The organism is Pseudomonas sp. KK18 (assembly GCF_037094675.1).
GTDB lineage: Bacteria > Pseudomonadota > Gammaproteobacteria > Pseudomonadales > Pseudomonadaceae > Aquipseudomonas.
Genome location: NZ_CP146605.1, coordinates 531,211 through 542,835, shown reverse-complemented (window position 1 = coordinate 542,835; position 11,625 = coordinate 531,211). Strand labels below are relative to the sequence as shown.

The following is an 11,625-nucleotide window of genomic DNA, read 5'->3' as shown; positions in this document are numbered from 1 at the left end:
CCTGCTCATGGAGTACTGCCTTTGAATGCGACGACCATCAACAGCCTGTTCTTGATCGGCGCGTTGCTGGTAGGTGCGAGCATTCTGGTGAGTTCGCTTTCGTCCCGCCTGGGGATTCCGATCCTGGTGATCATCCTGGCCGTGGGCATGATCGCCGGCGTCGACGGCGGCGGCATCATCTTCGATAACTACCCGACTGCCTACCTCGTGGGCAACCTCGCCCTGGCCGTGATCCTGCTCGACGGCGGACTGCGAACGCGGGTAGCCAGTTTCCGTGTAGCCCTCTGGCCTGCGTTGTCCCTGGCGACGGTCGGGGTGCTGATCACCACCGGCCTCACCGGCATGGCAGCCGCCTGGCTGTTCAACCTCAACATCATTCAAGGCCTGCTGATCGGCGCCATCGTCGGCTCCACGGACGCCGCAGCGGTGTTCTCGCTGCTGGGCGGCAAAGGCCTGAACGAACGGGTCACCGCCAGCCTGGAAATCGAATCCGGCAGCAACGACCCGATGGCGGTGTTCCTCACCGTCACCCTGATCGACATGCTCGCCAGCGGCCAGACCGGCCTGCACTGGAGCCTGTTGGGCCACTTGATCCGTGAGTTTGGCATCGGCGGCATCATCGGCCTGGGCGGCGGCTGGTTGATGCTGCAGATGGTCAACCGGATCAACCTGGCCAACGGCCTTTACCCGATCCTGGTGATTTCCGGCGGCCTGGTGGTGTTCGCCCTGACCAACGCCTTGCACGGCAGCGGTTTCCTCGCCGTTTACCTGTGCGGCCTGGTGATCGGCAACCGCCCGGTGCGCAGCCGGCATGGCATTTTGCATATGCTCGACGGCATGGCCTGGCTGGCACAGATCGGCATGTTTCTGGTGCTGGGCCTGCTGGTCACGCCCCATGATTTGCTGCCCATCGCGCTGCCGGCCCTGGGCCTGGCGCTGTGGATGATTCTCTTCGCACGGCCGCTGTCGGTGATCGTCGGCCTGCTGCCGTTCAAGGCCTTCCATGGCCGAGAGAAAGCCTTTATCGCCTGGGTCGGCCTGCGCGGTGCGGTACCGATCATTCTGGCGGTGTTCCCGCTGATGGCCGGCCTGCCCCACGCGCAGCTGTACTTCAACCTGGCGTTCTTTATCGTGCTGGTGTCGTTGCTGGTGCAGGGTACGAGCCTGCCGTGGGTCGCCAAACTGTTGAAAGTGACGGTACCGCCAGAGCCGGCGCCGATTTCCCGGGCGGCCCTGGAAGTGCACGTCACCAGCGAGTGGGAGCTGTTCGTCTACCGCCTGGGCGCCGAAAAATGGTGCATCGGCGCCGCCCTGCGGGAGCTGAAAATGCCCGAAGGCACGCGGATCGCCGCGCTGTTTCGTGGCCAGCAACTGCTCCATCCGTCGGGTAGTACGGTGCTCGAAGTCGACGATCTGCTATGCGTAATCGGCCATGAACACAACTTGCCGGCCCTCGGCAAACTGTTCAGCCAGGCACCACAACGGGGCCTCGACCTGCGCTTCTTCGGTGACTTCGTCCTGGAAGGCGACGCTCAGCTGGGCGCGGTTTCGGCCCTGTACGGGCTCAAGCTCGAGGGCATCGACCCGGACATGCCACTGAGTCGTTTCATCACCCAGAAAGTCGGCGGTGCGCCCGTGGTCGGCGACCAGGTGGAATGGAACAACACCATTTGGACCGTCGCGGTCATGGACGGGAACAAGATCGGCAAAGTCGGCGTCAGATTCCCCGAAGGAAGTCGCCCGGGCCCCGGACTCTTCCTCTAAACTGCGGGGCGACGGCGCGCCAGTCGATGTCGGGACGCCCCCTATTTTTCACCTTGCTCGACCGGTCTCTATGACAACCCTGCGCACTTTTCTCGCCACTGCCCTGCTGGGCCTGACTCTCTGCGTCGGCACCGTACACGCGGCCGACCCGCCCAGCATCGATTCCGTCCAGCAAACCCTGGACAAGCTGCCGGACCGCAAACTGCCCGACGCCGACATGAAGGCGCTGCAAAGCATCCTGCAGCAAACGCTCACCTTCCTGGGCAACCAGCAGGACTACCAGCAGCGCCTGGTGGACCTCAAGCGCCAGCTCGAAGACGCGCCGCGCCAGACCGTCGACAACCAGCGCGAACTGACCCGCCTCAAGGCCACCAAGGTGATTCCGGTCGCCCAGCGCTACGCCACCTTGCCGGTGCCGCAACTTGAACAACTGCTGGTGCAGCGCACCACCCAGCAAGGCGACCTGCAAAAGGAACTGGCCGACGCCAACAGCCTGACCATCGCGGCCCAAACCCGTCCCGAGCGCGCCCAGACCGAAATCAGCAGCAGCCAGACACGTATCCAGCAGATCAACGCGACTCTCAAGGCAGGCAAGGACAACGGCAAGACCCTCAGCGGCGACCAGCGCAACCAGCTGAATGCCGAGTTGGCCGCCCTCAACGCCCTGATTCCCCTGCGCCGCCAGGAACTGGCCGGCAACAGCCAACTGCAAGACCTGGGCAACAGCCAGCACGACCTGGTGCTGGAAAAGACCGCGCGCCTGGAGCAGGAAATCCAGGACCTGCAAACCCTGATCAACCAGAAACGCCTGGCCCAGTCCCAGGAAACCGTGACCCAGCAGTCCATCGAAGCCCAGAAGGCCGGTGGCAGCAGCCTGCTCGCCACGGAAAGCGCGGCCAACCTGAAACTGTCCGACTACCTGCTCAAAAGCACTGACCGGCTCAACGAGCTGACCCAGAAAAACCTGCAAACCAAGCAGCAACTGGACAGCGTGACCCAAAGCGACTCGGCGCTGGACGAGCAGATCAACGTGCTCAAGGGCAGCCTGCTACTGTCCAAGATCCTCTACAAACAGAAGCAGGCCCTCCCGCGCCTGACCGTGGACCGCGACCTGGCGGATGACATCGCCAACATTCGCCTGTACCAGTTCGAGGTCAATCAACAGCGCGAACTGATCAGCACCCCGAGCACCTACGTCGACAGCTTGCTGGCCAACCAGCCGGCCGACCAGGTGACGCCACAACTGCGGCGCACCCTGCTGGAACTGGCGATCACCCGCAGCGACCTGCTGGAACGCTTGAGCCGGGAACTGAGCGCACTGCTCAACGAATCCATCACCCTGCAACTGAACCAGAAACAACTGCTGAGCACCGCCACCACCTTGCGGGCGACCCTCGACGAACAGATGTTCTGGATTCCCAGCAACAAGCCGCTGGATACCGAATGGCTGGAAACCGTACCGGCGCACCTGAGCAAACAGGTCAATACCCTGCCGTGGGCCTCCAGCGTCAGCGAGCTGTATGACGGCCTGACCCAGCGCCCGCTGCTGTTCCTGCCCCTGCTGTTGTTGATCGGCGCGCTGCTGTGGCGTCGCAGCTACCTGTATGCCCGGCTGAAAAAAATCCATATGGACATCGGCCACTTCAAACGCGACAGCCAGTGGCACACGCCGGTGGCGATCCTGGTGAATATCGCGCTGGCGATGCCGGTGGCCCTGGGCCTGGCACTCTGCGGCTATGCGTTGCAGATCGACGCCCGCGGGCAAAACGCCAACCTCGGCGCCGCCCTGCTGCAGATCGCCCAGGCGTGGCTGGTGTTCTACACCGCGTATCGGATCCTCGCGCCTGGCGGCGTCGCCGAATTGCACTTCCGCTGGGAAAAACCCCAGGTCGAATTCCTCCAGGGCTGGGTACGCAAGCTCGGGCTCGTGGTACTGGCGTTGGTGGCCGTGGTGGCCATCGCCGAACATCAGCCGGCAGCGCTGGCCGACGATGTGCTGGGCATCGGTGTGGTACTGACCTGCTACGCACTGATGGCGTGGCTGCTCGGGCGCCTGCTGCTCAACAGCCCGACCCACGAAAAAGCCTCGCTGTTTCGCAAGGCCGTGGGCCTGGTGTTTACGGCACTGCCGGTGGCGCTGTTTATCGCCGTATGTTTTGGCTACTACTACACCGCCCTCAAGCTCAGCGACCGGCTGATCAACACCTTGTACCTGCTGATGTTCTGGCTGGTGATCGAAGCCACCTTCGTACGTGGCCTGGGCGTTGCGGCACGGCGCCTGGCCTATGCGCGGGCCCTGGCCAAACGCCAGGCCGCCAAGGAAGCCGGTGATGGTGAAGCAGTGATCGAAGAGCCGACCCTGGACATCGAACAGGTCAACGAACAGTCGATGCGCCTGATTCGCCTGGCGCTGCTGGGCGGCTTTATCGCTGCGTTGTACTGGGTATGGTCCGACTTGATCTCGGTGTTTTCCTACCTGGACAACGTCACCCTCTACGAATACACCAGCGGCACCGGCGCCAATATCAGCATGGTGCCCATCAGCATCGGCGACTTGCTCGGCGCCCTGATCATCATCGGCATCACCTTCGCCCTGGCGCGCAACCTGCCCGGCCTCCTGGAAGTGTTGGTGCTGTCCAAGCTCGACCTGGCCCAGGGCAGCGCCTACGCCACCACCACCTTGCTGTCCTATGTGATTGCCGGCGTCGGGTTTGTCTCCACCCTGTCGACCCTCGGCGTGAGCTGGGACAAGTTGCAATGGCTGGTGGCCGCGCTGTCGGTGGGGTTGGGTTTCGGGATGCAGGAAATCTTCGCCAACTTCATCTCCGGCATCATGATCCTGTTCGAGCGCCCGGTACGGATCGGCGACACCATCACCATCGGCAACTTGTCGGGCACGGTGAGCAAGATCCGCATCCGTGCCACCACCATCACTGACTTCGACCGCAAGGACATCATTGTCCCGAACAAGACGTTCATCACCGGGCAACTGATCAACTGGTCGCTGACCGACACCATCACCCGGGTCACCCTGAAACTGGGCGTGGACTACGGCTCGGACCTGGACCTGGTGAAGGAATTGCTGCTCAAGGCCGCCGCCGAAAACCCACGCGTGTTGAAGGACCCGGCGCCCCACGTGTACTTCCTCAACTTCGGTGAAAGCACCCTCGATCACGAACTGCGCATGCATGTACGGGACCTGGGCGACCGCAACCCGGTGATCGATGAGGTCAACCGCTTCATCAACCGCGAGTTCAAGAACCACCACATCAACATCTCGTTCCGGCAGATGGAGGTTTACCTGAAGAACCTGCATGGCCAGGAATACAAGCTGGTGCCGGTGGAAGAAGAAAACCGGACCATCTTGCCGCCCGCCCAGGACCAGGACCTGCCCGAGCCGCCGCCCGCCAAACTCGACTAAACGCGCTATCCCCAGCAGAATGGTCGGACATTCTGCTCAGGAGATGGCCGTTGAAAGCCCTCGACGAACTGACCTTCGACAACCGCTTCGCCCGCCTGGGCGACGGTTTCTCAACCCATGTGCTGCCCGAGCCTATCGACGAACCGCGTTTAGTGGTGGCGAGCGAGGCAGCCATGGCGCTGCTGGATCTCGACCCCGCCGTGGCCGAAACGCCGGTATTTGCCGAGCTGTTCGGCGGGCACAAGCTGTGGGCCGAGGCCGAGCCGCGGGCGATGATCTATTCCGGGCATCAGTTTGGCTCGTACAACCCGCAACTGGGGGATGGCCGCGGATTGTTGCTGGGCGAGGTGTACAACCAGGCCGGCGAGCATTGGGACCTGCACCTCAAGGGTGCCGGGCAAACCCCGTACTCGCGCATGGGCGATGGTCGTGCGGTATTGCGCTCGTCGATCCGGGAGTTTCTGGCGTCGGAAGCACTGCATGCGCTGGGCATTCCCAGCAGTCGTGCGCTGTGTGTGATCGGTTCCACCACGCCGGTGTGGCGCGAGAAACAGGAGCGCGCCGCCATGGTGCTGCGCCTGGCCCACAGCCACGTGCGCTTTGGGCATTTCGAATATTTCTACTACACCAAGAAGCCTGAATTGCAGAAGCAATTGGCGGAGCACGTGCTGTCCCTGCACTTCCCGGAATGCATGGAACAGCCCGAGCCGTACCTGGCGATGTTCCGCGAAATCGTCGAGCGTAATGCCGAGTTGATCGCCAAGTGGCAGGCCTATGGGTTCTGCCATGGAGTGATGAACACCGACAACATGTCGATCCTCGGCATCACCTTCGACTTCGGGCCGTTTGCATTTTTGGACGATTTCGACGCGCAGTTCGTCTGCAACCACTCCGACCATGAAGGGCGTTATTCCTTCAGCAACCAGGTGCCGATCGGGCAGTGGAACCTGAGCGCACTGGCCCAGGCGTTGACGCCGTTTATCAGCGTCGAGGCGCTGCGGGAAACGCTGGGGCTGTATCTGCCGTTGTTCCAGGCCCACTACCTGGACCTGATGCGCCGCCGACTGGGCCTCACCACCGCCGAAGATGACGATCAGAAACTGGTGGAACGCCTGCTGCAACTGATGCAGAACAGCGGCGTCGACTACACCCTGTTCTTCCGCCGGCTGGGGGATGAATCCGCCGCATTGGCCGTGGCGCGGTTGCGCGACGATTTTGTCGACCTCAAGGGATTTGATGAGTGGGCGGACCTGTACAAAGCCCGTGTGGAACGCGACGCCGGCGGCACAGAAGAACAGCGACGTGAGCGGATGCATGGGGTGAATCCGCTTTATATCCTGCGCAACTACCTGGCGCAGAACGCCATCCAGGCGGCGGAGCTTGGGGATTACAGCGAAGTGCGCCGGCTGCATGAAGTGCTGAGCAAACCGTTTGAAGAGCAGCCGGGGATGGAGCAATACGCCCAGCGGCCGCCGGATTGGGGGAAGCATTTGGAGATTAGTTGTTCTTCATAGCGCGACCTAGATAAAGGTCTCCACTGAAACCCCAAAGCGCTCCGCCAGCCAACGAATCTGCCGCAGGTTGAGCTGGCGTTTGCCACTAAGTACTTCAGAGACAACCGACTGCGCACCAACGCCCGGGAGATCACTTTGGGTCAAGCCATGCTCTCGCATCATTGAACGCAGCACTTCAACGCCACTGGCAACGGGCATCGGCCGGTGCTCGAGATCGTAGGCCTCGATCCAGTCACTGAGGATATCCACCAGGCTCATGAGCGGGCTGGATTCATCTTCGCCTATCAGGTCCAGCAATTCGTCGAGGGCGCTGACCAAGGTATCGTAGTCCGCCTCGTTTCTTGGCTTGCGCAGCAATGACGAAACAAATTGCCAGTGTTCGGCAGCCTGCCTGATGAGTGCGCTCATCTGATTTTCTCCTTCCATTTACCTTGCTCATATTCACGGTGATCGAACAGGTACTTGATATAAATTCGTTGTACTTGGTAATGCACGAAGGCAATCAACCTCAGCTTATTGCCCCCGATGTCAAACACATGGAACTGCCCGACTTTGTCTGTTGCAGGGAACATTCCTTTCATCGACGCAAAGTCGGCGGGACTGTTGCGTTTCATTCTGCGATACCACTCATCCAGTGCCGTGGCTGAATGCGGCCATCTTTCTTTCGCTTCCCATATCCTTTTTTCGCTGATCACTCGCATGCAACATCCTTATCGCATCTTGCTATGAAGGTTAGTCTTGCCGAAAAAATATCGCAATCTGCGATATTCCTTGGCGGACCAGTGGCGCAATTCCAAGCACCCTTCAACAGCCTAGATACGCCGCGATAGAAGTCACCACCAAAAATGTGAACGCGTACGTCACTAGCGTCGAACCTTGATAAACACCCTTCCCGGCTCCAAATAGAACCCATTGGCCACTTTCACGGAGCCCAGCATGTCCGACTCTCTAGTAATCCCCTGCCCCCACTGCAACGGTCTTAACCGCATCCCCAATGAACGCCTGGGCGACGCGCCTAAATGCGGGCGTTGCAAGCAACCGGTGCTGTTAAGCAAACCCTTTGAGCTGAAACAGGGCGATTACGCCAGCCAGATCAAGGGCGACCTGCCGTTGCTGGTGGATGTGTGGGCCGAATGGTGCGGGCCGTGCAAGTCGTTTGCGCCGGTGTTTGAGCAGGCCGCCGGGCAGTTGGCCGGGAAGTGTCGATTGGCCAAGCTCGATAGCGAGGCCAATCAGCAGTTATCCGCTCAGTTGGGGATTCGCTCGATTCCCAGCCTGATCCTGTTCAAGAATGGCCGGGAAGTGGCGCGTCAGAGCGGTGCGTTTCCGTTACCGCAGTTGATGAGCTGGCTGCGCAGTCAGGGCGTTTGAGGTAACGGGACACCCCGGTCCAATCACTTGCCCCATCAGCAATACGCCCAATTCGCTCAACTGATGAATGGCCAACGCGACATCGCGCTGCTTGCCGGTGAGGTCGTCGGAAAGGTCGAGCAAGAGGGTGGTGACTGAGGAGAAGGTTTCGTAGGTATTGAGGATCAGGGTTTCGGTGGCTTGGCCGGGGCTGACTGTAAAAAGGTACGACGGGGGATTTGGAGTAGCTTTAAACATGGTCGACATTCCTGATTGGAGCCGCCATCTGATCGCTACTAAACGAATTAGGGTGGCAGCTGTACGCAGGTTAGTAGACCGGGAAATGTCGAAGCCGGCGCGCCCGAAGACGCCCTACGCACAGCTACCATCAAGCACAGACTCAGCGCCTGAAAGATGAAGCTTATGCACTTAACGACAAACACTCGGGCTACTAAACCCGATCACTGAGAATTCAGCGACCGAACAACCTTAGAGACGCCCATCCAGACGCACAAGCCGGCGGATTCTGGCGTAACTGTAGGCAACGGCGCAAGACGACGATTTCCCTGTAGGAACAAAGACCAAATGTGGGAGCGGGCTTGCTCGCGAATGCGGTGAGTCAGTCAATAGAGAATTCGACTGATCCACCGCATTCGCGAGCAAGCCCGCTCCCACATGGGTGATGTGTTGCCTGCTAAATCACGCGTTTTCCAGCAGGTTATGCAATTCCACAAACTGCTGTGTCAGCTTGTGCCGTGGGTCCAGGTGGATCAGCGGCATGTTCGCCTGGTGCGATTCACGCATGCGCACCGAGCTGGTGAGGTACACCGGCAGTACCGGCAACCCTTCGGCAATCAATTCATCCAGCATCTGCTGCGGCAGGCTCGCCCGGGCCTGGAACTGGTTGACCACGATGCCTTCCACTTCCAGCCCTTCGTTGTGGTCTTCCTTCAATTCTTCGATCTCGGCCAACAGGCCATACAGCGCCTGGCGGGAGAAGCTGTCGCAATCGAAGGGGATCAACACGCGATCAGCGGCAATCAGCGCTGAAACGGCATAAAAGTTCAGCGCCGGCGGCGTATCCAGGTAGATCCGGTCGTAGTCCTCGCTCAATTCATCCAGCAGCTTTCGCAGCTTGTTGATCTTGTGCTTGGCCTCGAGCTTGGGCTGCAGGTCTGCCAGTTCCGCGGTGGCGGTGATGACGTGCAGGTTGTCGAACGGGGTTTCGTAGATATCCACCTGGTTCTTCTTCGAAAACGGCCCGGAAGACAGGGTTTGCTTGAAGAAGTCGGCGATTCCCATGGGGATATCGTCTCCGGTCAGCCCGGTGAGGTACTGGGTAGAGTTAGCCTGGGCATCGAGGTCCACCAACAGGGTTCGATAGCCTTCGCTGGCGCTGACCGCCGCCAGGTTGCAGGCAATGCTGGACTTGCCAACACCGCCTTTTTGGTTGAACACCACGCGCCGCATGGAAAAACCTCCGTGTATCAATGAATGACCCGAGTGTAGAGGGCAAAAGCGCCCGTTAGCTACCTCGTTTGTTCCTGTACTACAGCATCAGAGGCTCTATCTCGCATAACAATTTCCCGTCTGTCCGACAAAGCAGGAATTGCCTGACACCTGCTGCCCTACCTGCATGATGGACAATCGGTAATTCTTTCCAGCGAATTTGTAATCATCCGTGAACAATTCTTTACCAAAGTTTGCTAGAACCCCGCAGCACCGGGATAATGCGCGCCATTCGGCGATTGCACCCTGTCCCGGTATTCGGGGCCAATGGCCGCACAAGGAAGCCCGCAGGGGCGGGATAACTTCTCAGTGATCAATTTCAACATCGCCCAATGGCGCGCCTGGGCTCCCGGGCTCGAAAGCGCGGACGACTGGCGTACCTGGTGCCGGCAGCCGATGTTGCTCGCCCGCAGCGACGCGGCACCCGACGTGTCCTTCCTGCCGGCCATGCAGCGCCGGCGCCTGAGCCGCCTGGCGCGCATGGCCTTCAGTGTGGGCTGGCCCCTGGCCGAAGGCTTGCAACAGTTGCCATTGGTGTTTGTTTCCCGTCACGGCGAAACCCCACGCACCCTCGACATTCTCAGCGACCTGGCCAACGACGAGCCCCTGTCGCCGACCCAGTTCAGCCTGTCGGTGCATAACGCGGTGATTGGCCTGTGGTCGATCCTGCGCAATGAAACCAGTGAAATGACCGCCCTCGCCGCCGCCGGTGATGGCCTGGAGCACGGCATGCTCGAAGCCGCTGCCCTGCTCAATGAAGGCGCACCGGCTGTATTGCTGATCATTACCGAGGAACAGCCCCCCGAAGCCTATGCGCGCTGGATCGAGGACGTGCCCTTCCCCTACGCCCTCGGCCTGCTGCTGACACCGGGCGACGAGTGGCAGCTGGAACTGAATACAGCCGCTGTCCAACCCACCACCAAAGCCCAGTGGCCCCACGCCCTGAACCTGCTGCGCACCCTGCTGAACGAAGAGGGCGCCTGCCAACATGCCTGGAAGAACCGAGTATGGAACTGGCAACGCAAGTCCTGACCGAAAAGCCTCGGAAGGCCTACTACTGGCGCCTGTTCGCCACTGCCACCGCCTTCGCCCTGTTTGGCCTCGGCGGCCTGTGCCTGCGTGTCCTGGTGTTTCCGCTGCTCAGTTGCCTGCCGGGTGATGCCAAACAGCATCAGCGACGCGCCCGCCACACCATCAGCTGCCTGTTCTGGTTGTTTATCCGCATGATGATGCGCCTGGGCATCCTGACCTACAGCGTCGAAGGCGCGGAAAAGCTCGGCCGCCCGGGCCAGATGATCATCGCCAACCACCCATCGCTGGTGGATGTGGTGTTCCTGATCGCCCAGATGCGCCAGACCAACTGCGTGGTCAAGCAGAGCCTGTGGCAGAACCCCTTCACCCGGGGCCCGGTGCGCGACGCCGGCTACATCAGCAACGACGGCAGCGCCGACATGCTCGACGCCGCCGCCGATGCCCTACGGGATGGCCAGACCCTGATCATTTTCCCGGAAGGCACCCGCACCTCACCGGGCCAGGCGCCGACCTTTCATCGCGGCGCCGCCGCCATTGCCCTGCGCGGTGCGAGCATCATCACCCCGGTAGTGATCAAGGTCAGCCCCACCACCCTGACCAAGGCCGAACCCTGGTATCGCATCCCGAATCGCCGCTTTCACTTCAGTTTGCGCGTGGGTGCCGATATAGAACCACAGGCGTTTGCCGCACAAGGGCCCGCGCCCCAGGCATCACGCAAGCTCAACGATTACCTGCACCAGTATTTTATTAAGGAGCTCGCCGAAGATGAGCGACCAACACCGCCTTGAGCACGACATAAAAACGCTGATCATCGAGGCCCTGGGCCTGGAAGACATCAGCGAGAGCGACATCGGCAACGAGCAAACCCTGTTCGGCGAAGGCCTTGGCCTGGATTCAGTCGACGCCCTGGAATTGGGCCTGGCGATCCAGAAAAAGTACGGCATCAAGATCGATGCCGACGCCAAGGACACCCGCAATCACTTCACCAACGTGGCCAGCCTCGCGGCGTTCGTCACGGCCCGACAGGCAGCTTGA

Annotated in this window: 11 protein-coding genes; 7 read left to right on the top strand and 4 right to left on the bottom strand. The window is 60.7% G+C overall.

The genetic code is table 11. The annotated features are described in order from the left end of the window. Nucleotides 1–21 precede the first annotated feature (21 nt). The 3 genes from V6607_RS02415 to V6607_RS02405 all read left to right on the top strand — a co-directional run bounded on the left by V6607_RS02415 (nucleotide 22) and on the right by V6607_RS02405 (nucleotide 6,699). On the top strand, nucleotides 22–1,764 hold the full coding sequence (locus V6607_RS02415; protein ID WP_008439183.1) for a potassium/proton antiporter: 1,743 nt from the start codon (nucleotides 22–24) through the stop codon (nucleotides 1,762–1,764). A 70-nt stretch (nucleotides 1,765–1,834) separates the two neighbouring features. After that, entirely contained in the window at nucleotides 1,835–5,185 is a 3,351-nt protein-coding gene (gene mscK / locus V6607_RS02410; RefSeq protein ID WP_102604294.1) for a mechanosensitive channel MscK, read from the top strand. Between the two features lie 50 nt (nucleotides 5,186–5,235). Continuing rightward, nucleotides 5,236–6,699: a YdiU family protein gene (locus V6607_RS02405; RefSeq protein WP_134325621.1), complete on the top strand. Its 1,464-nt coding sequence runs from the start codon at nucleotides 5,236–5,238 to the stop codon at nucleotides 6,697–6,699. A gap of 6 nt (nucleotides 6,700–6,705) precedes the next feature. Here the strand turns inward: V6607_RS02405 and V6607_RS02400 are convergent, their stop codons facing one another. Together V6607_RS02400 and V6607_RS02395 are read right to left on the bottom strand one after the other, a co-directional pair. After that, a complete protein-coding gene (locus tag V6607_RS02400) occupies nucleotides 6,706–7,107 on the bottom strand; it encodes a transcriptional regulator (protein ID WP_134325620.1) in 402 nt (133 codons plus the stop codon). Further along, entirely contained in the window at nucleotides 7,104–7,400 is a 297-nt protein-coding gene (locus V6607_RS02395) for a type II toxin-antitoxin system HigB family toxin (RefSeq protein WP_093202502.1), read from the bottom strand. The genes V6607_RS02400 and V6607_RS02395 overlap by 4 nt, the downstream gene beginning before the upstream one ends. Nucleotides 7,401–7,635: 235 nt before the next feature. Here V6607_RS02395 and trxC point away from each other — a divergent pair, with 235 nt between their 5' ends. After that, nucleotides 7,636–8,070 carry a thioredoxin TrxC gene (gene trxC / locus V6607_RS02390; protein WP_003209402.1) on the top strand — a complete coding sequence of 145 codons (435 nt, stop codon included), beginning with the start codon at nucleotides 7,636–7,638 and terminating at the stop codon, nucleotides 8,068–8,070. On the opposite strand, the gene V6607_RS02385 is transcribed toward trxC, so the two are convergent. Both V6607_RS02385 and V6607_RS02380 read right to left on the bottom strand, forming a co-directional pair. Next, entirely contained in the window at nucleotides 8,029–8,307 is a 279-nt protein-coding gene (locus tag V6607_RS02385; RefSeq protein ID WP_256662386.1) for a DUF6124 family protein, read from the bottom strand. The two genes, trxC and V6607_RS02385, sit on opposite strands and share 42 nt — an antisense overlap. Nucleotides 8,308–8,748: 441 nt before the next feature. Then, nucleotides 8,749–9,519 (bottom strand): ParA family protein, encoded by a 771-nt coding sequence (locus tag V6607_RS02380; protein WP_003209397.1) that lies wholly within the window; start codon nucleotides 9,517–9,519, stop codon nucleotides 8,749–8,751. 348 nt (nucleotides 9,520–9,867) lie between these two features. Here V6607_RS02380 and V6607_RS02375 point away from each other — a divergent pair, with 348 nt between their 5' ends. From V6607_RS02375 to V6607_RS02365, 3 genes are read left to right on the top strand one after another with little or no spacing between them, the layout of a single operon-like run. After that, nucleotides 9,868–10,590, top strand: a complete 723-nt coding sequence (locus tag V6607_RS02375; protein WP_008439188.1) for a beta-ketoacyl synthase chain length factor — start codon at nucleotides 9,868–9,870, stop codon at nucleotides 10,588–10,590. Further along, entirely contained in the window at nucleotides 10,566–11,378 is an 813-nt protein-coding gene (locus tag V6607_RS02370; RefSeq protein WP_008439194.1) for a lysophospholipid acyltransferase family protein, read from the top strand. The genes V6607_RS02375 and V6607_RS02370 overlap by 25 nt, the downstream gene beginning before the upstream one ends. Beyond that, nucleotides 11,356–11,625, top strand: a complete 270-nt coding sequence (locus V6607_RS02365; RefSeq protein ID WP_008439197.1) for a phosphopantetheine-binding protein — start codon at nucleotides 11,356–11,358, stop codon at nucleotides 11,623–11,625. Before V6607_RS02370 ends, V6607_RS02365 begins: the two co-directional genes overlap by 23 nt.

Excerpts from the sequence above, each read along its gene's own strand:
- mscK (WP_102604294.1), top strand. The coding sequence starts at position 1,835 with ATGACAACCCTGCGCACTTTTCTCGCCACTGCCCTGCTGGGCCTGACT.
- V6607_RS02400 (WP_134325620.1), bottom strand. The coding sequence starts at position 7,107 with ATGAGCGCACTCATCAGGCAGGCTGCCGAACACTGGCAATTTGTTTCG.
- V6607_RS02395 (WP_093202502.1), bottom strand. The coding sequence starts at position 7,400 with ATGCGAGTGATCAGCGAAAAAAGGATATGGGAAGCGAAAGAAAGATGG.
- trxC (WP_003209402.1), top strand. The coding sequence starts at position 7,636 with ATGTCCGACTCTCTAGTAATCCCCTGCCCCCACTGCAACGGTCTTAAC.
- V6607_RS02385 (WP_256662386.1), bottom strand. The coding sequence starts at position 8,307 with ATGTTTAAAGCTACTCCAAATCCCCCGTCGTACCTTTTTACAGTCAGC.
- V6607_RS02380 (WP_003209397.1), bottom strand. The coding sequence starts at position 9,519 with ATGCGGCGCGTGGTGTTCAACCAAAAAGGCGGTGTTGGCAAGTCCAGC.
- V6607_RS02370 (WP_008439194.1), top strand. The coding sequence starts at position 10,566 with ATGGAACTGGCAACGCAAGTCCTGACCGAAAAGCCTCGGAAGGCCTAC.
- V6607_RS02365 (WP_008439197.1), top strand. The coding sequence starts at position 11,356 with ATGAGCGACCAACACCGCCTTGAGCACGACATAAAAACGCTGATCATC.